This is a genomic window from Halovenus aranensis (assembly GCF_900100385.1).
In the GTDB taxonomy this organism is placed as follows: Archaea; Halobacteriota; Halobacteria; order Halobacteriales; family Haloarculaceae; genus Halovenus; species Halovenus aranensis.
In genome coordinates this window covers 126,711-150,884 of the sequence record NZ_FNFC01000004.1, presented here as the reverse complement: position 1 = coordinate 150,884, position 24,174 = coordinate 126,711, and the positions used below count along the sequence as shown (strand labels likewise).

Annotated in this window: 24 protein-coding genes; 19 read left to right on the top strand and 5 right to left on the bottom strand. The window is 63.5% G+C overall.

Translation table 11 applies throughout. The annotated features are described in order from the left end of the window. Positions 1–4: 4 nt before the first annotated feature. The gene (locus BLR34_RS05540; protein WP_092700328.1) at positions 5–286 is read right to left on the bottom strand and encodes a DUF7518 family protein; all 282 of its coding nucleotides are present in this window, start codon (positions 284–286) and stop codon (positions 5–7) included. Positions 287–464: 178 nt separating this feature from the next. Next, the gene (locus BLR34_RS05535) at positions 465–1,781 is read right to left on the bottom strand and encodes an ATP-binding protein (RefSeq protein WP_092700324.1); all 1,317 of its coding nucleotides are present in this window, start codon (positions 1,779–1,781) and stop codon (positions 465–467) included. A gap of 101 nt (positions 1,782–1,882) precedes the next feature. Between BLR34_RS05535 and hisH the strand changes: the two genes are divergently transcribed. Then, positions 1,883–2,563: an imidazole glycerol phosphate synthase subunit HisH gene (gene hisH, locus BLR34_RS05530; protein ID WP_092700321.1), complete on the top strand. Its 681-nt coding sequence runs from the start codon at positions 1,883–1,885 to the stop codon at positions 2,561–2,563. A gap of 4 nt (positions 2,564–2,567) precedes the next feature. On the opposite strand, the gene BLR34_RS05525 is transcribed toward hisH, so the two are convergent. Together BLR34_RS05525 and BLR34_RS05520 are read right to left on the bottom strand one after the other, a co-directional pair. Next, on the bottom strand, positions 2,568–3,470 hold the full coding sequence (locus tag BLR34_RS05525; protein ID WP_092700318.1) for a cobalamin-binding protein: 903 nt from the start codon (positions 3,468–3,470) through the stop codon (positions 2,568–2,570). Continuing rightward, a complete protein-coding gene (locus BLR34_RS05520) occupies positions 3,470–4,657 on the bottom strand; it encodes a PGF-CTERM-anchored ABC transporter substrate-binding protein (protein WP_218120847.1) in 1,188 nt (395 codons plus the stop codon). Before BLR34_RS05520 ends, BLR34_RS05525 begins: the two co-directional genes overlap by 1 nt. Positions 4,658–4,759: 102 nt before the next feature. Between BLR34_RS05520 and BLR34_RS05515 the strand changes: the two genes are divergently transcribed. The 16 genes from BLR34_RS05515 (at position 4,760) to BLR34_RS05440 (ending at position 19,979) form a co-directional block, all read left to right on the top strand. Next, entirely contained in the window at positions 4,760–5,503 is a 744-nt protein-coding gene (locus BLR34_RS05515) for a cobalt-precorrin-7 (C(5))-methyltransferase (protein ID WP_092700315.1), read from the top strand. Further along, entirely contained in the window at positions 5,496–6,188 is a 693-nt protein-coding gene (locus tag BLR34_RS05510; protein ID WP_092700312.1) for a cob(I)yrinic acid a,c-diamide adenosyltransferase, read from the top strand. The genes BLR34_RS05515 and BLR34_RS05510 overlap by 8 nt, the downstream gene beginning before the upstream one ends. A 7-nt stretch (positions 6,189–6,195) precedes the next feature. Beyond that, complete coding sequence (locus BLR34_RS05505) at positions 6,196–7,701, top strand: cobyric acid synthase (protein WP_092700309.1); 1,506 nt, start codon at positions 6,196–6,198, stop codon at positions 7,699–7,701. Next, positions 7,698–8,354 (top strand): HAD family hydrolase, encoded by a 657-nt coding sequence (locus BLR34_RS05500; RefSeq protein WP_092700306.1) that lies wholly within the window; start codon positions 7,698–7,700, stop codon positions 8,352–8,354. Before BLR34_RS05505 ends, BLR34_RS05500 begins: the two co-directional genes overlap by 4 nt. Before the next feature lie 6 nt (positions 8,355–8,360). Continuing rightward, complete coding sequence (gene cbiB, locus BLR34_RS05495) at positions 8,361–9,308, top strand: adenosylcobinamide-phosphate synthase CbiB (protein ID WP_092700303.1); 948 nt, start codon at positions 8,361–8,363, stop codon at positions 9,306–9,308. Beyond that, positions 9,305–10,048: an adenosylcobinamide-GDP ribazoletransferase gene (gene cobS, locus BLR34_RS05490; RefSeq protein ID WP_092700300.1), complete on the top strand. Its 744-nt coding sequence runs from the start codon at positions 9,305–9,307 to the stop codon at positions 10,046–10,048. The genes cbiB and cobS overlap by 4 nt, the downstream gene beginning before the upstream one ends. Next, the gene (locus BLR34_RS05485; protein ID WP_092700297.1) at positions 10,048–10,590 is read left to right on the top strand and encodes an NTP transferase domain-containing protein; all 543 of its coding nucleotides are present in this window, start codon (positions 10,048–10,050) and stop codon (positions 10,588–10,590) included. The genes cobS and BLR34_RS05485 overlap by 1 nt, the downstream gene beginning before the upstream one ends. Next, positions 10,587–11,594 carry a nicotinate mononucleotide-dependent phosphoribosyltransferase CobT gene (cobT, locus tag BLR34_RS05480; protein WP_092700293.1) on the top strand — a complete coding sequence of 336 codons (1,008 nt, stop codon included), beginning with the start codon at positions 10,587–10,589 and terminating at the stop codon, positions 11,592–11,594. The genes BLR34_RS05485 and cobT overlap by 4 nt, the downstream gene beginning before the upstream one ends. After that, complete coding sequence (locus BLR34_RS05475; RefSeq protein WP_092700290.1) at positions 11,584–12,588, top strand: threonine-phosphate decarboxylase; 1,005 nt, start codon at positions 11,584–11,586, stop codon at positions 12,586–12,588. Before cobT ends, BLR34_RS05475 begins: the two co-directional genes overlap by 11 nt. Further along, positions 12,581–13,279, top strand: a complete 699-nt coding sequence (locus BLR34_RS05470; RefSeq protein WP_092700287.1) for an adenosylcobinamide amidohydrolase — start codon at positions 12,581–12,583, stop codon at positions 13,277–13,279. The genes BLR34_RS05475 and BLR34_RS05470 overlap by 8 nt, the downstream gene beginning before the upstream one ends. A gap of 120 nt (positions 13,280–13,399) precedes the next feature. Then, positions 13,400–14,491: a class III poly(R)-hydroxyalkanoic acid synthase subunit PhaC gene (phaC, locus tag BLR34_RS05465; RefSeq protein WP_092700284.1), complete on the top strand. Its 1,092-nt coding sequence runs from the start codon at positions 13,400–13,402 to the stop codon at positions 14,489–14,491. 33 nt (positions 14,492–14,524) lie between these two features. Next, positions 14,525–14,740: a hypothetical protein gene (locus tag BLR34_RS05460; RefSeq protein WP_092700281.1), complete on the top strand. Its 216-nt coding sequence runs from the start codon at positions 14,525–14,527 to the stop codon at positions 14,738–14,740. A gap of 63 nt (positions 14,741–14,803) precedes the next feature. Continuing rightward, positions 14,804–15,685 carry a PhzF family phenazine biosynthesis protein gene (locus tag BLR34_RS05455; RefSeq protein WP_092700278.1) on the top strand — a complete coding sequence of 294 codons (882 nt, stop codon included), beginning with the start codon at positions 14,804–14,806 and terminating at the stop codon, positions 15,683–15,685. Positions 15,686–15,748: 63 nt separating this feature from the next. After that, positions 15,749–18,037 carry a phosphoenolpyruvate synthase gene (gene ppsA / locus BLR34_RS05450; protein WP_092700275.1) on the top strand — a complete coding sequence of 763 codons (2,289 nt, stop codon included), beginning with the start codon at positions 15,749–15,751 and terminating at the stop codon, positions 18,035–18,037. 41 nt (positions 18,038–18,078) lie between these two features. Further along, on the top strand, positions 18,079–19,152 hold the full coding sequence (gene mfnA, locus BLR34_RS05445; protein ID WP_218120846.1) for a tyrosine decarboxylase MfnA: 1,074 nt from the start codon (positions 18,079–18,081) through the stop codon (positions 19,150–19,152). Positions 19,153–19,232: 80 nt separating this feature from the next. Then, entirely contained in the window at positions 19,233–19,979 is a 747-nt protein-coding gene (locus BLR34_RS05440; protein ID WP_092700272.1) for a metallophosphoesterase family protein, read from the top strand. A gap of 4 nt (positions 19,980–19,983) precedes the next feature. Here BLR34_RS05440 and BLR34_RS05435 read toward each other — a convergent pair whose 3' ends face one another. After that, a complete protein-coding gene (locus BLR34_RS05435; protein WP_092700269.1) occupies positions 19,984–20,655 on the bottom strand; it encodes an HAD family hydrolase in 672 nt (223 codons plus the stop codon). Between the two features lie 93 nt (positions 20,656–20,748). On the opposite strand from BLR34_RS05435, the gene BLR34_RS05430 reads away from it, so the two are divergent. Both BLR34_RS05430 and BLR34_RS05425 read left to right on the top strand, forming a co-directional pair. Beyond that, complete coding sequence (locus tag BLR34_RS05430; RefSeq protein ID WP_092700266.1) at positions 20,749–21,399, top strand: helix-turn-helix domain-containing protein; 651 nt, start codon at positions 20,749–20,751, stop codon at positions 21,397–21,399. Positions 21,400–21,628: 229 nt separating this feature from the next. Then, positions 21,629–24,172, top strand: coding sequence for an efflux RND transporter permease subunit (locus BLR34_RS05425; RefSeq protein WP_176765242.1), 2,544 nt, complete (start codon positions 21,629–21,631; stop codon positions 24,170–24,172). The last annotated feature ends 2 nt before the right edge of the window (positions 24,173–24,174 follow it).

Sequence of the window (24,174 nt, the reverse complement as noted above, 5' to 3'; positions counted from 1 at the left end):
GGCCTCAGGCGACGATGATATCGCTGTCCGACTCCTCCGTGTTATCTTCCTCGTCGGCGGCCTCGGTTTTAGATGCTTCGCCTGTGTCTGGCGATTGGACGCGCTCTGTCCCGACACGTTCTTCCTCGCTGTCGGTCTCCGGGACGAACCCGAGTTCGTCGTCGACCGCGTTCTCCAGTTCGCGCAGACGAACCTTGCATTCAACCAGTTCGTCGGTCAGACCCTCGACTGAGGCCTCAAGTTCCTTCACTCGCGCTTCCAGTTCCTCGACTCTGTTGCCACACATAATAATGACAGAAACTGCCACTCCACATAAACGTACGTCAGACAATAGTCGCCTCTGTTATAGGTCTGCGTTGTCTCCCAGTTCTCCAGCCCTCACGCACGCCCAGGCTAGTTCCCGGCGAAGGCAAAGCAGCGCGGACCGACCCCGAACTACATGCGGAACTCCTCGGCGAGGCCGTTCAGTGGTCGTGCCCGTCGTTATCGAAGCTCCCACCGGCAACGAGCGCATCGTGGTCTCCCTCTATCATGTCCAGGTTCTTGAGCGTGTCTCGCTCCTCGAAGTCAGCGACAGCGTCGACGAGGTCCTGTTGTGTGAGTGTGGTCCGCTCCTCGGTGAGCGCTTCGAGCACCGCTTCCCGGAGCACCAGACGGAGGTCGCTACCGGTCAGTCCTTCGGTCAACTCCGCGAGTTCTTCGGGCTCGAAGTCGACAATCTCCATGTCACGGGTGACGATTTCGAGGATGTCGGCGCGCATCGGTGCGTCGGGCTTGGGGAAGTTTACGATCTCGTCGAAGCGCCGCCAGGCCGCTGCGTCGAGCTGGTCGGGGTGGTTGGTCGCCCCGATGAGCAACACCTCGTCACGGATGAGCGACACTTCGTCGATGCTCTTGAGCAGCGTGTTGACAGCGCGCTTGATTGCGGCGTGTTCGTCGCTTGCGCGGGTCTTGGCCACAAAGTCGAATTCGTCGATAAAGAGGATACACGGAGAGAGCCGCTTGGCCACCTCGAAGGTCTTCTCGACGTTTTTGGCCGTCTCGCCGAGGTACTGGCTCGTAATCATCGACAGCTTCACCTCGACCGACGGGAGGCCGAGCTTGCTCGCGAGCGCACGTGCGACAGAGGTCTTCCCAGTTCCTGGCGGCCCGACAAACAGCAGCTTCCCGATTTCGCGGAGCCCGATGTTCGCGAGGTACTCGCGGTGTTCGATTGCCTTGACGATTTTCTGGATTTCGCCCTCCTGCTCGCCCGTCAGGACGATGTCGTCGAGTGTCATCTCGATTTCTTCGGGCGCGCGAACGTCGACGAGGTCGAGCATCTCGTCTTCCTCGTCGTCGTCGAAGTACTCCTCCAGCAGCGCGTCGATAAACGCCCGGTCGGCTCTCGCCGGGCGGTTGTTTTCTCTCGCCCGGGTGTAGCTCACGTCTCGGTCGCCCTCGTAGGCTGCTGTGAGCACGGGGTTCTCTTCGAGGTCGTCGTCCCTGACGCGGTCGAGATACCAGTCGTCGGCCATCGACCGGTCGGTGAACTGGATTTCCCCGGTGAAGTCGTCGTAGTCGGTAAACATCAGACCCGAAACAGCTTCCCACGGATGTGAAACCCCCGTTGCCTTCGCGACTGTGTCTACAGTGACCGCCAGCGGCCGTTCGATTGCCCCTTCACTCCAGAACGGCGTCCGGTAGGCGGGCGGCAGGTCGTCGGGGTCGAGTTCATCGTCCTCGTTGTACGTGAGCGCGGTCAACACGAACTCGACGACGGCAAAGTCCGAATCAGTCATCCTTACGAGACTAGCCTCCGGGCAGGAATAAGTCAATCGAAGCGCGTGGACGTTCGGTGCCAAAACGAATTCATTTACACCGGGCACCCCACGTAACGTCCATGGGCACGAGACAGACTGCCGCCGAGGTCGCTGTCGTGGACTACGGACTGGGAAATCTCCGGAGTGTCACCCGCGGACTCGAACGCGCCGGGGCAGCGGTCGACGTGACTGACGACCGGGACGCGATTGCAGACGCCGACGGCATCGTCCTGCCTGGCGTCGGGGCGTTCAGTGAAGGGATGGAAAACGCTGGTCCCTTCCGCGAGTTGCTCGTCGAGGAAGCAGCGGCCGGGACGCCGCTGTTCGGCATCTGTCTGGGGATGCAGATGCTGCTCACGTCGAGCGAGGAGGCCGAACACGCGGGCGAAGGCGAGGCGCGTGGCCTCGACTTGATTCCAGGAACCAACCGCCGCTTTCCCGGGACAGTCAAGGTTCCACAGATGGGCTGGAACCGACTCTCCGTCGCCCGAGACCACCGGCTGGTGACTGGTGGCGACAGAGACCGACACGAGGGCGGCAACGTCGACGACGAGTACGCCTACTTCGTCCACTCCTACTACGCCGACCCTGACGACGAACAGGCTGTCGTCGCAACAACAGACTACGGGCTCGAATTCCCGAGTGTCATCGCCAACGACGCGGGCAACGTCTTCGGTACTCAGTTCCACCCCGAGAAATCGGGCGAGACCGGCCTCCAGATTCTGCGAAACTTCGTCGACCTGTGCGCTGACGGGCGCTGAGTGGCTACTCGCGTCGTAGTCTCGCGACGCCCATCGTCTCCACAGGGCTTCCGAACGTCTCCGGATGGCAGATTCGGGCGAGGTGTTCGACCGCGTCGACAATCCGGGGCGTCCACCGGGTCAGGTACGCGCTCCCGTCGAGTGCGTACACCTGTCCCGTCTGGACCGCGGTAATCTCGTCCCAGCCTGGTCGGTCGGTCAACTCGTGGAGTCGCCGGCGCGTCCGTTCGAGGTCGAATCCACAGGGTGCGACGACGAGTCGCTCCGGGTCGTACTCGCGGACCGCCTCCCACTCGACTGCCTGCGACCGCTCGCCGGCCTCCCCGAGGCCGTACTCGCCACCAGCGGCTGTGACGACATCGGGAACCCAACTCCCGGCCGGTCTGGGTGGGTCCAGCCACTCCAGCACGGCGGTCCGTGGCCGGTCGTCTGCCGGCCGCTGGCGCTCGACTGCCTCGATACGGCGCCGCAAGTCCTCGACGAGCGCCCTTGCCCGGTCGTCGGTGTCTGTTTCCTCTCCGACATCACGGATACACGCCAGTACGTCGTCGAGAGTATGCGCCTGGAGGGCCACCACGTCGGGGTCTGCGTCGAGTTCGGCCACTGTCTCGTCGACGAGCACCTCGTCGACAGCACAGACGCCACAGACGCCCTGGGTGACGATGAGGTCTGGCTCGACTGTATCCAGGGTGTCGGCGTCCATCCGATAGACGTGGCCGTCAGCCGTCGCTGCCTGGACCTGCTCGTGGCGGTCTGCACTCGCTTTTGCGTCGACTTTCGAGACATCGATGACCGGTCGGTTCTCGACAGCTGGCGGATAGTCACAGGCGTGTGACACCGCGACCGGCTGGACGCCCAGCGCGTACAGGATTTCCGTCGACGACGGTGACGTGGAGACGACTCGCATCAGTGACCGTCGTTTCGGCGGCGAGCGCCGAGCACGAGGGCGTTCACGAGCACGACGGAACCCACCACGGCGAGAACCCCGAACCCTGCGCCGTCGCCGTCGGAGTTCTCCGGGGTCTGGGTTGCCGTCGGTGTCTCCGTAGCCGCAGGCGTCTGGGTTGCCGTCGCAGTCGGCTCCGTTTCGGTTGGTGTCGGCTCTGTCTCAGTCGGTGACTCTGTCGGTGTCGGCGTCGGTGTCGACTGTGCAGCTTTGACGGCCTCCTCGTAGGCGTCAGGGTGGAATGTCTCTGCCAGCTCTGTCACCGCGTAGACGATTCGCGGTGCGGGTCTGTTCAGCCGGTTTGTGTCGATGACTACAGTCTGGTTCTGTTTGACCGCGGTCGTCTCCTGGAAGCCGTTGCCGTCGGGCACCTCTGTTGAATCCGAGTTGAGGACAATCCACTCGGGGTCCTCGGTGACGACAACTTCCTGATTAATCTGCTGGTACCCCTCGATGCCTGCCTCTGCGGCGATGTTCACGCCGCCGGCGGTTTCGAGTATTTCGTGAATGAACGTGTTAGTACCGGAGGTGTAGCCGAAGAAGGTGTACAGGACCTTTGGCTTTTCCTGCTCGTCGACGGCATCTTCGACCACCGAGAGCTTCTCGTCCATCCACTCGACAGTCTCGGTGGCACCCTCGCACTCGCCGACGAACTCGCCGGTCTGGAGCGTGCGCTGTCTGACCTCGTCGATGGACTCGGCGGTCGGATAGGCGAACACCGTCAGGCCGGCGTCGCGAAGCGTCTCGACATCTTCCTCGGTCGTCACTGCCGACAGCGGAGCGAGAACGAGGTCGGGCTCGAGGTCGACGACAACCTCGTGGGTAATCGTTTGCCCGGCCGTCGAGATGTTCGTTCGCTCACTGGCTCCCTCCAGGTTCGAGGCGTGTTTGGTCACACCAGTGACTTTGTCCTTTGCCCCAATTTCCCACAGCGTCTGTGCCGCGCTCGGATTGAGCGTGACGACCGACTCTGGCTCTTCGTCGACGGTCACCTCGGTTCCCGTCGCATCCGTCGCCGAGACGGGGAACGTACACTCGTCTGAGTCTTGTGCCGTTGTTTCGCCAACGATACCGTCTGTCACTACCATGCCGCTGGCCGCTCCCACGACCAACAGCATTGTCACGATGGCACTGATTGTGCGTTGCACGTCACCCGGTTGCGAACAAAACAATAAATATTTAATTATAACAAGTGAATTTTGTCCAATGCGACTGCCGCCACGAGCGGGTCGAGGAGGTATTGGTACGGAATGACACCAGATAATCCCGCCCGGCACGCGGCCAGCAGTCCAGAACGGGACCAGCAGACAGAGCCGGTGTATGCGGTCGGTGTCGGCCCCGGAGACGAGGCGTTTCTCACGCAGCGGGCACACCACCTGCTATCCGACGCCGACATCGTCGTCGGGTTCGACACGGTGGTCGACAGAATCACCGACATCGGCGACCCAGAGATACTCCGCTGTTCGTACGACAACCAGACGGCACGTCTGGCGGAGTTCGGCGAGCGGATTGCCAGCGGCAAGCGCGGCGTCGCGGTGCTCTGGGGCGACCCCAACATCTCGGGATACCAGTTTCTCGGCCGGGTCGAGCGCGCGGTTGACCGACCGGTCCGGGTCGTTCCCGGCATCTCGTCGGTGCAGATTGCCGCCTCTCGGTCGCGGATTCCGTTCGAACACGCGACGTTTGCCAGCCTGCACCGCCGCGGCGACCTGGCAGGCGAGTTCGACCGACTCGCCGACAGCCTCGCCCGGGGTCGGCATCTCGTCGTCATCGTCAGGCCATACGACTGGATGCCACCGGACATCGCACGAGCGATACTCGAGCGCGGTGTAGATTCCGAAACACCTGCGCTTGTCTTAGAGGAGTTGACGCTCCCCGACGAGTCCATCGAGCGAACGACGCTGGGCGAGCTTGCGGCAGTGGAAGCGACAGCACAAGACCGATACTCTGACCGGACGATACTGACAGTACGAGCAACTGATACCGATGACTGAACAGACAGACGCCGAGAGCACACACGCACAGGGCGAACAACCAGGACAGGCACCACTCGACGACCGTGAGATTCGACCGGGCGAACCGGAGTCATTCGGCCTCGTCCAGGCCTGGTGGGGCGACGGCAAAGGGAAGACGACGGCCGCGCTGGGGATGGGGTTCCGGGCCGCCGGACACGGCTACCGCGTCCACGTTCTACAGTTCATGAAAGGCGGGACCGGGAGCGTCGAAGACGTGCGAGGGGAGTACAACGCTATCGCGGCGATGCCGGCTATCTCGTACGAAAACGCGGGTCACTACGGCTGGCACGGGCGCCTCGACAACTCCAGTGACGACGACCACGAGCGCGAGGCACAGCAGGGACTCGAACGCGCCCGCGAACTGGTCGAGGCAGCGGGGGACGCCGACCTTGACGAGCCACTCACGCTGGATGGTGACCCCGAGGACGGCGTTCACATGCTGATTCTCGACGAGATACTGTACGCAGCCAACCGTGGGCTCATCAGCCCCGATAGCGTCCTCGACCTCGTCGAGGAGAAACCGTCGAACCTCGAACTCGTGCTCACTGGGAGCCACGAGAAGCCCGACTATCTCTACGACCACGCAGACCTCGTCACGGAAGTAAGCAAAGAGCAGCATCCGTTCTCCTCGGGGCATCGAGCCAGGAAGGGAACGGAGTTCTGAAGCGCAGATGACAGACACACTGCTCGTCGCCGGGACAGCGAGCCACGTCGGCAAAAGCACTGTCGTCGCCGGACTCTGCAGGCTTCTCGCCGACGCCGGCGTCGACGTTGCGCCGTTCAAGGCACAGAACATGAGCAACAACGCACGAGCAGTGGTCGCCGACGACGGCTGGGGCGAAATCGGTGTCTCACAGTACGTCCAGGCCCGAGCGGCCGGCATCAATCCGACGACCGACCTGAATCCGGTGCTGTTGAAACCTCGCGGTGACACCGAGAGTCAACTCGTCATCGACGGCGAGGCTGTCGGCCACTACGACACGGGGTCGTACTACGAGGACCACTGGGAGCGGGCCCGTGAGGCCGCCGCCGACGCCCACGCCCGCCTCGCAGCGGCCCACGATGTCATCGTCGCAGAAGGGGCTGGCAGCATCGCCGAAATAAACCTCCACGAACGGGACCTGGCGAACGTCGAAACGGCTCGTTTCGCCGACGCTACCGTTCTGTTGCTCGGCGATATCGAACGGGGCGGCGTCTTTGCCAGTCTCTACGGCACAATCGAACTCATGCCCGCGGACCTGCGCGAGCGCGTCAGCGGAACAGTCATCACGAAATTCAGGGGCGACCCGAGCCTGCTTGATGCCGGCGTCACGGAACTCGAATCGCTGACGGATATCCCGGTCGTCGGCATCCTTCCATACGAGGACCCCGGACTGCCCGCCGAGGACAGCGTCGACCTGCCAGCGACCGATACGCGAGCAGTGCAGGGCGACGACGAGTACCCGCCAGGGCAAACAGTCACCATCGGCGTCCCCCGGCTCCCGCATATCTCGAATTTCACCGACATGGAACCGCTCCGTGACACGCCAGGTGTCAGGGTCGCCTACCTCCCGCTCGAAGCGGACGGTCTCGCGGTAGACGCCGTGGTCGTTCCAGGGACGAAAAACACCGTCGACGACCTGCTGGCGCTTCGCGAGGCGGGTTTCGACGAACACCTGACTGCCTTCGGGGGACCGATTGTGGGCATCTGTGGCGGGTATCAGATGCTCGGGCAGGCGATTACCAACGCGTCCGTGGAGTCGACGGCGGCACACGAGCGGGTCAGTGGGCTGGGGCTTTTGCCCGTCGAGACCAGATTCGAGGCTGACAAGCAAGTAAAGCAAACAACAGTGTCGGTCGACGGGACTGGTCCGATTGCGGGCGCGACCGGGACGGCAACGGGCTACGAGATACATATGGGTCGAACCAGACGCCTGAGTGGAGCTGCCGAGCCACTCGACGAGGGGAGTACGGCAACCGAGTCGGTGCTGGGCACGTACCTCCACGGCCTGTTCGAGAACCATACCGTCCGCGACGCGTTCCTCGACGTGGTGTTCGAGCATGCAGGAAAACAGCGACCGACCGAGACAACACAGGATACGTCTCCCTACGACGCAGCCGCCACACTTGTCGCTCGCATCGACGATGACTGGCTCGCAACGGAACTCGGTTACACACAACCGGTGAGTGACGCGTGAGTCAGGACGGAGCCGTCAGTTTCGACCTCTTCGGGACGCTCGTGACCGTCGAAACGCCGGGAGAGCCAGCGACGCTGGTCGCCGACGAGCTTGCGGCACGGGGCATAGACGTGCCCGACGACTGGCAACAGCGCTATCGCGAGCCACAGGTCGACTCCCCACCCGGCACCGAGATTTCACTGTCGGCCCACGTCCGGGCAGCCCTCGCTGATAGCGGTATCGAGGCCCCACCAGCACAGACGGGCATCGTCGACGATGCTGTCCGCGCCGCGTTCGAGACCGACGTAACGACCCGGGCGAGTGCCGTCGACGTGGTACGTACCCTCGGCGGCCAAGGACCGGTCGGCATCCTCTCGAACTGCAGTGTCCCGGGGCTCGTCGAGCACGCCCTATCGGAGTCAGCACTCGATGACAGCTGGTTCGATGCAGTGGTGACTAGCGTCGGTTGTGGCTGGCGGAAACCGGACGAACGCGCCTTCGAGACCGTCGCCAACCGGCTGGGTGTATCGCCGTCGGCACTGGTGCATGTCGGTGACGACCCCGAGACCGACGGCGGCGCGGAGTCGGCCGGCGCGACTGCGGTGCTCCTCGATGACCTTCCGCTGAGTTCGCTACCAGCGTTTATAAGCGATGGCCGACCAAACGACACGTAACGAGCGATGGTTGTCGACAGTCTGATACGAATACCCGGGGCCGTCGAACTCTCGACGGTGGTGCTGGCACTCGCGTTCGCCCTCGATGTGACAGTGTCGGAGTTCCCACAGCGGGTCCACCCGGTCGTCTGGTTCGGACGGGTCGTGGGCGCATTCGACAGCGAGTGGCGACACCCTCGAGCCGTCGGCCTCGGACTCGCAGTGGCCCTGCCGCTCGCGGCTGGCGGAGCGCTCTGGGCCGTGACGGCCCTTGCCCTTCGACTTGGGACAATTGTGGGTGTCGCTGTCGCCGCTCTCGCCTTGTTCAGCACGTTCAGCTACCGGATGTTGCTCGACACGGCCCGAGAAGTAATCACGCTTACAGCGTCCGACCCCGATACTGCGAGGAGCAGAGTCAAAGCTCTCGTCGGCAGAGACGCCGGGTCGCTGTCACCGGCACAGCTTCGTAGTGGGGCCGTCGAGAGCGCGGCCGAGAACCTGGCCGACGGACTCGTTGGGCCGGTACTCGCGTTTGCCGTCGGCGCACAGCTCTCCCTCGCCGCTGGCGTCGGCGCGGCGGCGACACTGAAGGCAGTTAACACGATGGACTCGATGCTCGGCTATCGATCGAAGTCGGTCGGCACGGCGGCCGCACGACTCGACGACATGGCGATGTGGCTCCCGGCCCGGGTCAGTGCACTCCTGCTCGCAGTGGCGGCCTGGGACCCAGGCGCAATCCGGCGCGGACGGCCCTGGGCAGACAGGCCTGCCTCCCCTAACTCAGGGTGGCCAATGGCGACACTCGCGGCAGCAGCGAGTGTCAAACTCTCGAAGCCCGGTGCGTACACGCTGAATGAGATCGCCAGTTACCCAACCGTCGACCGTGCAGACGCCTGTGTCCGAATCGTCGCAATTGCCGGGCTGTTGGCTGTCGTACTCGCGGTCGTCGTCGCCCGGTCGGAGGTGGTCGCGTGACGCTACAGGCACTCCGGGGTGCTATTGGATTTTTGACCCGGATTCCAGTCGGTCATACCGAGCGCGCCTGGAACGCGTTCAGACAGTCGCCAGTTACCTTCCCGCTGGCGGGGTACGCCGTCGGTGCGCTGGTGGCGCTCCCGCTTTTCGTCCCTGCTCCCGAGCCGACCGCCGCCGCGATGGTGGTCGCATGGCTCTACCTGCTCACCGGCATCACGCACATCGACGGGCTCGCAGACCTCGGTGATGCCCTTGTCGTCCACGGTTCGGCCGAGAAACGCCGGGACGTACTGAAAGACACGACTGTCGGCGTCGGCGCTGTCGTCACTGTCGTCGTGCTGGTCTCTGGGCTGGCGCTGGCTGTCGTGAGTGTAGCGGCGGACCCACTCGTCGGCCTGCGTCTGGTCATCGCTGCGGAGGTGTCCGCGAAACTCGGGATGGCAACCCTGGTCTGTGTTGGCACCGCAATACACGAAGGGATGGCAGCGACATTGACCGGCGAGTCGGGGCCGCGTGACCTGGCACTCCCGGCTTTCGCGGCGGTTCCAGCGACAGTCATCACCTGGCCACATCCGGCCGGTGCCGTCGCTGTCGTCGCCGGGTTGCTCTCGGCGCTGGTCGTCTTCCGAGTGGCGCGCAGCCGACTCGGCGGCGTCAACGGTGATATCTTCGGCGCGGCAAACGAGATAGCCCGCGCCGTCGCACTCCACGCGGGGGTGATTGCGTGGACGCAGTTGTGATGTGTGGCGGTGAGGGAACCCGACTGGACACGCCCGTCGAGAAGCCGCTGTACGAAATCGGCGGTGACCCGATGGTCTGTCGGGTCCTCAACGCGCTCGAAGCCAGCGCCGTCGAGCACATTCACGCAGCGGTTTCGCCGGCCACGCCGGAAACACGCGAGAGGCTCGCCGCCGAGCACGTCGCGATTATTGACACCCCAGGGACGGGGTACGTCGAGGACCTCCAGCACGTTCTCGATGGCCGTGAACTGCCGGTGTTGACCGTCGCTGCCGACCTCCCGCTACTCGACGGCAAGGCTGTTGACTACGTGCTAGAAATCCACGAGGGCGGCTCGCTGAGCGTTTACACGCCTTCCGAGGTGAAGACGGCGCTCGGTCTCGGATACGATATCACGGTCGAGGCCGGCGAGCGGACGCTCGTACCGAGCGGAATTAACGTCGTGGGCGATAGAGAGGACAGTAGACACGTGACCGAGGACTTTAGATTTGCCGTGAACGTGAACAGACGACGAGACGGACAGATAGCGGAGGCGTTGCTGTGACGTTTGTTCTGGTTGCGGGGTCGACGGCGACGGCGACGATAGACGGCATCAGTGCCGCCGGTGCAAACCCCGACCGCACCTATCACACGCCAGCCGCGGACCTCGAACTCGTGACGTACGGTCGCCCGGTGTTCACAGATGTCGTTCCGATGAGTCCGACCGGGTGTCCGACACCCGCAGTCATTACGCGTGCTGTTCGCGACCTGCTGGCGTTCGAGACTGTCGCCATCGAGGCCGGCCTCACCGTCGACACCGCCGCACCGATAGTCCAAGTGGGAGACCAGGCCGGCGCAGATATTCGAGAGGCGGAGGCAGTGCCAGACGCGCGCCAGATATTCGACCGCGCCAGGGCAGTCGGCCGAACGTTCTCTAATGATGCAGTCTCTATCGGCGAGAGCGTCCCCGGTGGGACAACGACTGCCCTCGGCGTCCTGCGAGCGCTCGGCGAGCCATACGGCGTCTCCTCCTCACTCCCCGAGAACCCGCTCGGCCGGAAGGGAGCGGTCGTCGACACCGCACTCGAGGCGAGTGGAATTGCCGCGGGCGAGGCGGCTGAGGACCCGCTACGGGCGGTCCGGCTGGTGGGTGACCCGGTGATGCCGGCTGTCATGGGCGTGGCCGCCGGAGCAATTGACACAGGCGTCGACGTGACACTGGCAGGCGGAACACAGATGGTCGCGGTGGCAGCGTTGCTCAGACACCTCGGGGTTGATGCTGACCTCGCGCTCGCGACGACAGTGTTCGTCGACGAAGACACAGACGACCTCCGGGAGGCGACGGACGCTTTCGGACTCGATTTGACGGTGACCGACCCCGGATTCGAGACCACCGACCACGTCGCAATGCAGCAGTACTGCCAGGGCGAGGCCAAGGAGGGCGTTGGCATGGGCGGTGCGTTGGCGCTCGCAGCCGAGAGCGACGTGTCGATGCGTGACGTGCGCGGGCAAATCGAATCGGTGTACGGTAACCTCACAGACACAGGAGGAGCGATAGATGGAGCCTGATGCGGTCGACGAAGTTGGACGGGTCGAACACGGCGGCGAGGCCGACGTTCTCGATTTCAGTGCGAACACGAACCCCGAGACGCCTGAGGGTGTTGCCGACGTGTACCGGTCGGCGCTGGCGGACGCACAGTCGTACCCGCCAGACCTACCTGCCGAGTTCCGTGTTGCTGCCGCCGACTGCGTGGGCTGTTCGCGTCAGGAGGTCCTGCCCATGCCGGGTGGACTGGCCGGGATACGACTCACCGCCGAAGTGACGCTCACGCCGGGAGATTCGGCGCTGCTTCCCGCACCGAGCTTCGGCGAGTACAGTCGCGAGGTTCGGCTTCAGGGAGCCGAGCCCGTTTTCGTCGACCACGACGCGGTACTGGACGCCGACCCGAGCGAGCACGAGATGGCTGTCGTCTGTCACCCGAACAACCCGACTGGCGAGGCCTACGACGACGCAGCACTTCGTGAGTTCGCCAGTCGGTGCCGAGAGAGCGATACCCGCTTGCTGGTAGACGAGGCGTTCCTGGATTTCACGGACCGCCCCTCACTGGCGGGAACAGAGGGCGTCGTCGTCGCGCGCTCGCTGACCAAGATGTTCGGTCTTCCCGGCATTCGCGCCGGGTTTCTGGCCGCAACCGGCGAGATGCGCCGGCGGTTGGGTACTGCCAGACAGACCTGGAATCTCGGCGCGCCAGCTATCGCTGTCGGCGAATACTGTCTGACCCGGCGTGAGTTCGTCGAGCAGACGCGGGCGAGAGTCCGGGCAGAGCGCGACCGGATGGCGGCAACACTCGGCGAGGCGTTCGATGTGTTCGACTCTGCTGCGCCTTTCTTGTTGCTCGACATAGGCGAGCGTTCGGTCGATGCCGTCCTCGAGGCCGCCAGAGACGACGGAATCGCAGTTCGTGACGCTCGAAGCTTCCGTGGACTCGACTCACACATCAGGGTCGCGGTGCGTCTGCCCCGAGAGAACGACCGACTGCTGGAGGTGCTCGGAGATGTTTGAGACGACCGTGCGCGAGGGGGTGTTGCAGGTGACACGGGACGGGACTCGGTGGCTGTCCGGCGGCTACGACGGCGGTATCACTGAAGCCGGAGCCGCGTACAACATTTCGGTCCCCGAAGGGTGGGGACGGACTGACCTCGATACATACGTCGAAACCCGCCGCAGTCGGGCAGAGTTTTCGACGGCAGGGCCGGCGCTTCTCACTGGTGTCAATCTTAATCATGCACGGGGCGCACGAGATGGCCCTGTCGTAGCCTACGCCACGGCCGGCATTTCGAACCCGGCGGCGCTGCCAGCCAACCCTTCGGGCGACGACGGGACTGGTGACTCCCCCGCGACGCCACCGGGAACTGTCAATATCATCCTCGGCACGACGCGAGCCCTCGGCGACGGTGCGCTCGCCAACCTGAGTACGGTGGTCGCAGAGGCAAAGAGCGCGACGCTGTTGGCCGAGGCGGGCTTTCCCGGAACCACGACCGACGCGGTCGTCGTCGCTACCGACCCTGCCGGCGAGCCAGTAGAGTACACTGGCGCGGCGACTGAAGTCGGCGCGGCCGCCCGCGCCTGCACGCGGGACGCAGTTCAGGCCAGTCTCCGCTCTCGGTACCCAGACCGAGAGTACCCCGAGAGCGTCGAAGCCGCTGAGTACGGTGTCGAGACGACACGCCGAGCCGAGACATTTGTCCCCTGATAGGTCAGAAGAAAACTACTACAATACAGGTGGACGAAACCCGTCTATGGACCACAGCGAGGTGGACGACATCCGCCTGCCTGCCGTCGCGTCGGAACAGTTGGGTCGGGGGCGACCGGCATGAGAGACGACATGCCGGCACACCTCAGACGCCGGCTCGTACATCTCGCTGCCAGGGCTATCGAACAGGGGGCAGGCCCGCCCGACAGGCTCGCTGCGCTGTTTCGGGCCGATGTTGGACACACCGACAGTGAGGTGGTCTACGAGGAGAACAAACTCGAACTCCGTCGCTACGAGCCCCCGGAGAAACGCCACGAGGCGCCAATCTGTCTCGTTTACGCCCTGGTCAATCGGCCCTACATTCTGGATTTACAACCCGACAGAAGCGTCATCGGACAGTTGCTTGCGGACGGTTTCGAGGTGTATCTCGTCGACTGGGGCGAACCCTCCGGCCTGGACACGTCGCTCGGGTTGGAGGATTATATCTGTCGCTATCTCGATAACTGTATCTCGGCTGTCACCGACCGTTCGACTACGGAGGACGTACATCTGCTTGGCTACTGTATGGGCGGGAGTCTAGCGCTCATGTACACCGCGCGGTTCCAGCAGCGGGTGCGGACCCTCTCGCTGATGGCGACGCCAATCGTCTTCGACGACACTGGCGGCCTCCTGGAGCGGTGGGCGCGGTTTTACGACCCCGAGACAGTCGCCAAAACCTACGGGAACGTCCCTGCCGAGTTGCTCGCCGCCCAGTTCGCGATGATGGAGCCCGTCGAGAACCTGCTCACGAAGTACGTCCGGTTTTTCGAGCGCCTCGACGACGAGGCGTTCGTCGAGATGTTCGCACGCATGGAGCGCTGGACATGGGACGGTGTCGACGTTGCCGGACGCGTGTTCACGCAGTTCGTCGACGACGTCTACCGGAACAACGACCTCATCGACGGTCAGATAACCCTCGCCGGAGAGCGGGTTGACCCCGCCGATGTCGAGGTACCCCTGCTCCAGATTGTCGGCGAATACGACCATATCGTCCCGCCGGCCTCCAGCAAACCGCTCAACGAGGTTGTCGGAAGCGAGGACGAGCGTCTGATATCGTTCTCAGCGGGTCACATCGGCATCTCCGTCTCCGAGCGGGCACACGAACAGCTCTGGCCGGAGGTCTGTTCCTGGCTCGCACAGCGGGATGTTTCCCAGCCTGAAACGGGGGGGTAACCCCTTATCACTGGGCCGCGCAGTGACACAGCGATGGGAGAGTCAACGCTTCCGACAGGGTCGAACGCCTACTTCTATCTCGGCGTCGGCGTTGTCGTACTGACGGGAGGTTTCTTTCTGGGAACTACCGGCGAGTACACGATTGGATCCGGTCCCCTGTGGTTCGACCCGGTCGTGGCAGCGGTAGCTGGCGCAGGATGGTTGATATTGATTGCGCTCGCGGCGCTGTACCAGTCGGCGCGGGAGTGACGATGGCACTGTGGCCCCGGGCTGGAGGGGAGCTTTCTTCACCGCACGGGGAGAGAAGCCTGCATGGAGACGAAATCAGTACTGCTGGTCGATACGTTCGCCGACGAGCCACTGGGCGGGGTTCCGGTACCCGTGGTCACCGACGGCGCGACACCGGACCAGCTTCAGACTGTCGCCGCCGAATTCGGTGCCAGCGGCGCGGTGTCGCTGGGAGAGGGGTTCCGCTACGTCGAGCGTGTGCCCGCCAACAACGTCGTCGAAGCCGCTGTCGCGGGACTGACTGCCGGGCACGACCGTAACCGGGCCGACCTCGGCGACCAGATGAGCGTCCTCGGGTCCGACGGGGCTGAACGGTCCTACCCCGTCGAACACGAGACCGGAGACGTACACGTCGAGGTTCCGAGTCAGAGCGTTGACTCAGTTTCTGTTTCGTTCGACCGGCTCGCCGCGGTGCTCGGTGTCGAGGCCGCGGGCCTGGAAAACGTCGGTCGAGAACTGCCGGTCTCCCGGTCGACGGCATTTGGCGGGACACTGTTCGTCCCGGTCGGGTTCCTCGACGACCTGAGCAACTGCGCGCCCAACCGGGACGCGCTAGCGGCAGTCTTGACCGAAACAGACACAGCGCGAGTCTTCGCGTTTACCTTCGATACCGTCTCGCGGCGGGCCGACCTGCACGCCCGCGTCTTCGACCCGAGCGTCGAAGGGTGTGAGCGCCCCGCAAGTGGCGTCGCAACCGCGGGCTGTGGACAGTATCTCGAACAGCACGACGCCTTCGAAGGCGGACGTGAGACAGTTTCTGTCGAATGCGGACGGTTCATCGACCGGCCAGCGACCGTCGAGACGACACTCCTCGCGCCGGTACAGGTCGGCGGACACGGACTCACTGCGCTCGAAACGACACTCTCGCTGCCGGAAGACGACGGCGACGACATCATCGAAGTCTAACCCGGCCTGAATTGCACCGTCCAGAAGCTTCATTACAATACCTGAAGTTGCATCACATACGCCATGGCTGTACTCTGGCTGGACGACATCGGGGGCGATGACCTCGATACCGTCGGTGGGAAAGCCGCTTCGCTTGGGGAGATGTGGGCCGCAGACTTGCCCGTTCCGCCGGCCTTTGTCGTCCCGACCGCGACGTACCGCTCGTTTATCGAGGAAACTGGTATCGACGAGGAACTGTTCGACATCGTCGACCTGCGGGCCGACGACCCCGACCTCGGGGATGCCGCCGAGGCCGCACAGGAACTCATCACGGAGACCTCGATGCCCGAGAGTATCGAGGAGGAGATTCTCGATGCCTTCGACACAATCGGGTCAGACGCTTCCGTCGCAGTTCGCTCGTCTGCGACGCTCGAGGACCTCGACGACGCCTCTTTCGCCGGCCAACAGGAGACGTTCCTGAACGTCACACGAGAGCGCGTCGTCGACTGTGTTCGAGAATGCTGGGCCTCACTGTTCACTCATCGGGCGCTGTATTACCGCAGTGAGCAGGGTTTCAACCACCACGAGGTCGATATCGCTGTCGTCGTCCAGCGGATGGTCGATGCCGACAAAAGCGGCGTCATGTTCACGAGCAACCCTTCGACGGGTGCGCCTGAAATCACCATCGAGTCCGCGTGGGGGTTGGGTGAGGCCGTCGTCTCTGGTTCTGTCACGCCCGACAACTACGTTATCGACAGGGCGACCGGCGAACTGAAAGCAACGACTATCGCCGAGAAGAAGACCATGCTCGTCCGCGACGACGAAACCGGCGAGACTGTCGAGCGAGAAGTCCCCGACGATAAGCGTAATCGGCGGGTACTCTCGGATGAGGAACTCACAGAGCTTCACGAAACCGGCGAAATGATAGAGGACTACTACGGCCAGCCACAGGACGTGGAGTGGGCTATCTACGACGGCGACGTCTACCTCCTCCAGTCTCGCCCTATCACGACAATCGACGGGAGCGAATCGACGGCCGTACAGGGAGGCGTCTCCGACGGTGGGACAGCAGACGACAGCAGCGACACTGAGGGTGGCGAGGTAATCCTGAGCGGCCTTGGCGCGACGCCCGGTTCGGCGTCGGGCAACAGCAAAATCGTCCGCAAGCTCGACCAGCTCGACAAAGTAGAGGAGGGTGACATTATCCTCACGGAGATGACGACGCCGGACATGGTGCCCGCGATGAAACGCGCCGCGGGCATCGTCACCGACGAGGGCGGCACGACCTCACACGCGGCTATCGTCTCGCGCGAGCTCGGCGTGCCTGCGGTGGTTGGTACGGAGACCGGCACCGAGGAACTCGAGGACGGACAGCTCATCACTGTCGACGGCGACAAGGGCACGATTACTGCCGGTGCTGTGACGGGAACCCACAACGACGAAGAAGACGCTGTCGAGCAAATGCGCCCGGATACGCCGGTCAAGCCGATGACCGCAACCGAGGTGAAGGTAAACGTCTCCATCTCGTCGGCGGCCGAGCGCGCGGCCGCGACCGGGGCAGACGGGGTCGGGCTACTTCGCGTCGAGCACATGATCCTCTCGCTCGGCAAGACACCCGAGCAGTTCATCGAAGACAACAGCACGGGCGAGTACATCGAGGCCCTCGTCGACGGCGTTCGGACCGTCGCCGACGAGTTCTACCCGCGACCGGTGCGGGTCCGAACGCTCGACGCGCCGACCGACGAGTTCCGACAGCTCGAAGGCGGCGAATCCGAGCCTGTCGAACACAATCCGATGCTCGGCTACCGCGGGATTCGGCGCAGTCTCGACACACCAGAGACGTTCAAACACGAACTCGATGCCTTCCGGAAGCTGTACGAACTCGGCTACGACAACGTCGAACTCATGCTTCCACTGGTCAACGACGCCGAGGACGTGCTTCGAGCGAAACGCCTCATGGAGGAGGTCGGCATCGATACCAACAAGCGGACCTGGGGGGCAATGATAGAGACGCCGGCCGCCGCCCTCTCTGTCGAGGGCATCGCGGAGGCCGGAGTCGACTTCGTTAGCTTCGGCACGAACGACCTCGTCCAGTACACGCTCGCCATCGACCGCAACAACGAGCGGGTTGCCGACCGCTACGACGCGATGCACCCCGCGGTCCTCGACCTCATCGCTCGCACCATCGAAGTCTGTCGCGAACACGACGTAGACACGAGCATCTGTGGGCAGGCAGGCTCGGACCCGGAGATGGTCCGCTATCTCGTCGAGGAGGGAATTACCTCAATCAGTGCGAACATCGACGCGGTCCGGGACGTACAACACGAGGTCAAACGCGTCGAACAGCGCCTGCTGCTCGAATCCGTTCGCTGAAGACCACAGAAGATAAACCGGCACCGCTCGAATGAATTGCCATGCAGCAGGCACAGCAGGCGGGTCTCGACGGGATGCAGCCCCAAGATTTCGACCGTGTGCTCACGTCGATGTGTACCGAACCCCACCCGGCGGCCCGCGAGGCTGCCGAGCGCTTTCTAGCGACGAATCCCGGCGACCCCGGCACCTATCAGACCGTCGCCAACCTCGAAGACCGGGCGGTCGAGTTGCTGGGGGCCGTCACCGGCCTGGACGAGCCTGCCGGCTACATCACCAGCGGCGGCACCGAGGCGAACATTCAGGCGGTCCGCATCGCCCGCAACCGTGCCGAGACGGACGACCCCAACGTCGTCGCACCCAAAAGCGCCCACTTCAGCTTCCGGAAAGCCGCCGAGTTGTTGGGCGTCGAACTCCGGACTGCACCCACCACGGACCACCGTGCGAACGTCGACGCGATGAACGAACTCGTCGACGAGGACACCGTCGCGCTCGTCGGTGTCGCAGGTTCGACGGAGTACGGCGTCGTCGACCCGATTCCAGAAATCGCCGAACTCGCGACCGACGCCGGCGCGCTCTGTCACGTCGACGCCGCCTGGGGTGGCTTCTATCTCCCGTTCACCGACTTCGAGTGGCAGTTCGACCACGCCGAGATTGACACGCTGACTATCGACCCACACAAGGTGGGTCAGGCTGCCGTTCCCTCGGGCGGGCTGCTCGCCCGCTCTGAGTCGGTCTTTGACCCGCTCGCCATCGATACGCCATATCTGGAAACGACCTCTCAGGTCACGCTTACCGGCACCCGGAGCGGGGCCGGCGTCGCCAGTGCCGTCGCCGCGATGGAGGCGCTCTGGCCCGAGGGGTACCGCGAGCAGTACCGCGTCTCGATGGACAACGCGGAGTGGCTGGCCGACCAGCTTCGCGCCCGCGGTCACGACGTGTTCGGGCCTGTCCTGCCACTCGTGACGGCCGACCTCTCGGTCCCGATGACCGACGAACTCCGGAGCCGTGGCTGGCGCGTTTCGAAAACCGGTAGCGACGAAATGCGTATCGTATGCATGCCCCACGTCACTCGCTCGATGTTGCGGTCGTTCGTTGCTGATTTGGACTGGTACTGACGCTGCCGACGCACTGTCGCCGCGAACTACCAGGACAGAAGCGAAAGCCCCTATAGACGTTCACACCGAGAGAGAGAGACGTGACGACGGTCGCCATTCTCACAGATGTACACATGCGCGAGGAGTATCGGTCGGCGGTGACCGAGACCCTGAAGACGATTCGCGTCAGGCTCGAACAGGAAGAGCCGGCACACGTCTTCGTGCTGGGCGACATCATTCAAGACAGCGACGATGCGGCCACCGACAGAAACCACGTCGCCCGCGTCGCCGACTTACTCGACGGACTTCCGGTCACCTATCTGCTCGGCAACCACGACACGGTCTCGCTCTCGCGCGAGGACATCGGCGAGATTCTGGGACAGACGGAGTTCCGTGGCCGTCTCGACACAGGAGAGACCCCATTTGTCTATCTGGATACACAGCGGCCCGACCATCGGGTCATCGGTAACGTCGGTACGGAACAACGCGAGTGGCTCACAAAAGCGCTAGAGCCAGGCGCTGTCGTCCTCCTGCATCATCCGGCCGGTCCTGCACCCATCGCAGACAACCACTGGTTCTGGGACGCGCCCGCACGAGCCTTTCTGAGCGACCAGCAGGCAGTACTCGACGTACTCTGTCCCGACGCGAGAGCGACGGTCAACGGACATATCCACCAGACATCGGCGGTCCAACACCGCGGCGTCCCCCACCTCTCGGTCAACGCCGTCAGTAAGGAACACCCAGACCGGCCGGTCACAGGGACGTGGGCGTTACTCGACCTCGACGGACCGCTGACCGCCGACCTGTTCGTCCGCGACAGCCACCAGCAGACAATTTCTCTCGAATGACGGTTCACGCCAGCGCGTCGAGCAGCGCTCCGGGGGAGTCGAGTTCGTAGTCCGGCACCGGCTCGGGGTCGTTCGTCTCACCGTTGGCTATCCAGGCCGCGTGCATCCCGACGTTACGAGCCCCAGCGATGTCTGCCTGCAGACTGTTGCCGACGTACATCGCTCGCTCCGGTGGCGTTTCGATTGCCGACAGTGCCAGCTCGAAGGGTTCTGGACTGGGCTTGGCAGGCGCGTCGTAGCCCGCGTGAACGACCGTCTCGAAACAGTCGACACCGAGGGACGCGAGTTTCTGGGACTGCATCTCCGGGTCGCCGTTGGTGACTGCCGCGAGAGGGTACGTCCCCGCAAGCGTTTCGAGTAGCTCCTGTGCGCCGTCGAGAAACCGCACGCGCGAGTGGTCACGCTCGGCGGCGTAGGCGGCGGCCACCTCGCGAGCCAGGTCCGGGTCGCGACCTTTCTCGCGTGCGATATCGACGAAACAGCGTTCGCGGTGGTCGTCGACCCCGTCACTGCTGTCCAGAAACGTCTCGTACCGCGAGACGTATTCCGAGGTCGAGAAAAATGGGTCGACGCCGGCGCGCTCGAAGGCGAGCGGGAGCAGGTCTGCAGTCGTCCGCTCGTACTCACAGATTGTGCCGTCGATATCGAAAACCACGGCTTCGACCGAATCTGTCATCGGGCGAGGGTAGGCGGAGTCCCCTGAAAAATGGACCGGGAGACGTCTCGGTCGAGTACTCTTATATAGCTGATTCTACAACTACAGGTGTCGATGCGCTATGCGACTGTCATCCTCGACCAGAACGAACGCGCGTTCCATCCAATAGCCCACGAACTCGACCGCGAACCCTCGATTCAGCGCAAAGCGATTCACTCCATCAAACTCGTCGACGACGATACGATAGCTCTGCTGGGCGAGATAGAGGGGGACCTCGACAGGTACCGCGAAATCATGCAGGACTCGCCCGTCGTCGAGGGGTTCACTGTCTCGGGGGACGAGTCTGGCTACGTCTACAGTCACTTCGAGGCCTCAGAACAGACACGCGAGATGCTCGAACACCGGGAAGCAGGCGATTTCATCATCGATATGCCAATCGAGTACACCGAAGACAGCGCCAGAAAAGTGACTGTTATCGGCACTGAGGAGTCACTCCTCGAAATGTCGGAGATGATTGGCGTCGGTGAGACCGATATCGAACTCGTCTCGATGGGGCCGTACTCGCCTGAATCACGGGGCGTGTTCGGCGACCTGACCGACCGACAACGCGAAGTGCTCGAAACTGCACTCCGCCTGGGGTACTACGAGAACCCCCGCGAGACCACACTCGACGAGATAGCGACCGAGCTTGATATCTCTGTCGGCACCGTCGGTCAACACGTTCGCTCCATCGAGTCAAAAGTATTCGAGAAGTACGTCCCCTGACCTTCTGCGTTGTCTCGGCCACGCTATCGGTCTGCCGTCTCGCCGCGTGATACGGTGTTCGAACGGTCTGGTGACGGGTGTGAACAACGGGCACCGGTATATGAACCCTACTCACATGTGGCACGTCAGTCCGATTGCTGTCGACCGTCACAGTATAGGTGATGACTACTTGCAGATTGTCGCTCGGTGTGTTTACCAGACGAACCGCGAGAACAGAGGTGTGTCAGCCGTGAGTCGACTCGATACTCTGGTCGGTACGGTTACCGGTCGGCCAAAGACAGTTATCGCCGTTCTGGTCGTCCTGATTGCCCTCGTCGGGACAGGCGCGGCGAACATCGAGAAGTCCCCGGAGATGGAACTGTTCTCTGAGGACCCACCGGAAGTCACCGCACAGGAGTACGTCCAGTCGGAGTTTACACCCCACGAGGGAAACACCACAGAACTGGTCGTGATGGTCCGCAACGAGTCGGGGAGTGTTCTCGACAGAGCGTCGTTGCTCGAATCGCTCCGGTACCAGCAGACGCTGCGGCAAAACGAGACGGTAAACGCCACGCTGCTGGACAGCGGTGCGATGTTCGGCATCGAGAATCTCGTCGCGACCGGGGCTATTCAGTCGGAACGCGGCGACACCACGGGGCCGCTGACACGCGATGCGTTGCCGCCGCTTTCAGCCCAGGTGACACAGCTCGAATCGATGACTGACGCCGAGGTACAGGCAGCAGTTACGGACCTCCTCGACCCGACGAGTGAGAGTGCCCTGACCGAGGCCGCACTCAGCTTGCTCCCACAGGACTACGAGCCGGGGTCGCCCGACGCCGATGGCCGAATCACCATCGTGACATACCGGACCGACGGCCTGGTGGTGTCGGTTCCGGAGCTATCGGAGGCAGTCAGAGAAGGACAGGTCGCGGCAGACGAACTCGCTGAGGACACCTCGCGTGACGAGTATCGCCTCTCTGGCTACGGGCTCTTACTGGTCGAGGAGCAGGCCTCAATTAGTGACAGTCTGCGCCTCGTCGGGCCGCTCGCGCTCCTGTTCGTCGTCGGGACGCTCGCGCTGGCGTACCGGGACCTGATAGATGTCGTGCTCGGACTCGTCGGCATCCTGCTCGTTTTGGTGTGGACCTTCGGCGTCATGGGGTGGCTCGGAATCAACTTCAACCTCATGATGATAGCGGTGCCGATACTGCTCATCGGCCTCTCTATCGACTACTCCATTCACGTCGTGATGCGCTACCGGGAGAACCGGGCGGGGAACGGCGTCACCGAACAGCGAGGCGCGTCGGTGGCCGAAGCCATGCACGAGACACTCGTCGGACTGGGGCCGGCGCTTGCCCTTGTCACCGTGACGGCGATGCTCGGATTCCTCTCGACTCGGGTGAGCGGCGTTCCGACACTCACCGACTTCGGAGTGGCGACGGCCGCTGGCATCGTCGGAGCACTCGTCGTCTTCGGGTCGCTCGTCCCCGCTTGCAAGGTCGTACTCGAAGAGTGGCTGGTCACGAGAGGCCACGAGCGCCGGCACAGAGCTGTCGGAACCACCGGGACAATGGGCGCTGGCTTGCGGCGGCTCGCCCGGGTCAGCTATCGGCGGCCTGTCGCAATCTTGGCCATCGTCTTGCTCGTCAGTTCTCTGGGTGCCGCCGGTGCGACACAGCTCGATACGAGCTTCTCGACCGACGACTACATCGCAGAGGATGCGCCAGACTGGACACAGGAACTGCCGGAGTCGCTGGCACCCGGCGACTACGAACTCAGAGAGACGCGTGACATCCTCTACAGCTCCTTCCAGTCACCGGGCCAGCGTGTCCATATTGTCAGCGAGACGGCCGTGACGCCGGCGACACTGGAACGCCTCGCAGCGGCGGAACAGGATGCTGCGACCCGTCCGGTGACAGTCGACGGGCCGACTGGTGAGCCAGCCGTCACCGGTCCCGTGGGAGCGATGCAGACCCTCGCAGCGAGTAACGAGCGGTTCCAGTCGACGCTTGCTGCATCGGATACGGACGACGACGGCGTCCCCGACCGTCATCTCGAAACTGTCCTCGATAGTTTCTACGAGGCGTCGCCCGACCGTGCCGACCAGTTGCTGGACAGGAGTGAGGGCGGCTACGAGGGCGCACAGGTCACAGTCGTCGTCGACGGTGCAGAAGACCCCTCAGTCGTCGCCGAACAGATGCGTGCAGTCGGAGACCTGACAGAGAGAAACGGGAGTGCAGTCACAGTGACCGGCGACGCAATCACCAACGAACTCGTCCAGCGGCAACTGGCGACGACGACTGTCGAGGGGCTGGCGGTCACGCTCGTGACCGTCTTCGCTGTCCTCGTGGTTACGTTCCGGTATGGACGGTCGTTGGGAAGTCTCGGTGCGCTGACGCTTGCGCCCGTCCTCTTCGGGCTCACGTGGATTCTCGGTGCCATGTACGTGGTCGACCTTCCATTCAGTTTCGCCACTGCGCTTATCGGGAGTATCGCTATCGGACTCGGCGTCGACTACGCCATCCACATGAGCGAACGGTTCGGTCACGAACTCGACAGCGACGGTGACGTGGAGCGCGCGCTCGAAGAGAGTGTCGTCGGGACTGGGGGTGCACTGCTTGGCAGTGCCGCAACCACGGCAGGCGGATTCGGCGTACTCGCGTTCGCCATTCTGCCTGTTATACAGCAGTTCGGGCTACTGATTGCACTTACGCTAGTCGCTGCGTTCCTAGCGAGTGTTCTCGCGTTGCCGAGCCTACTCGTTCTCTGGAGTCGCTGGGCCGGCTACCGGTAAGA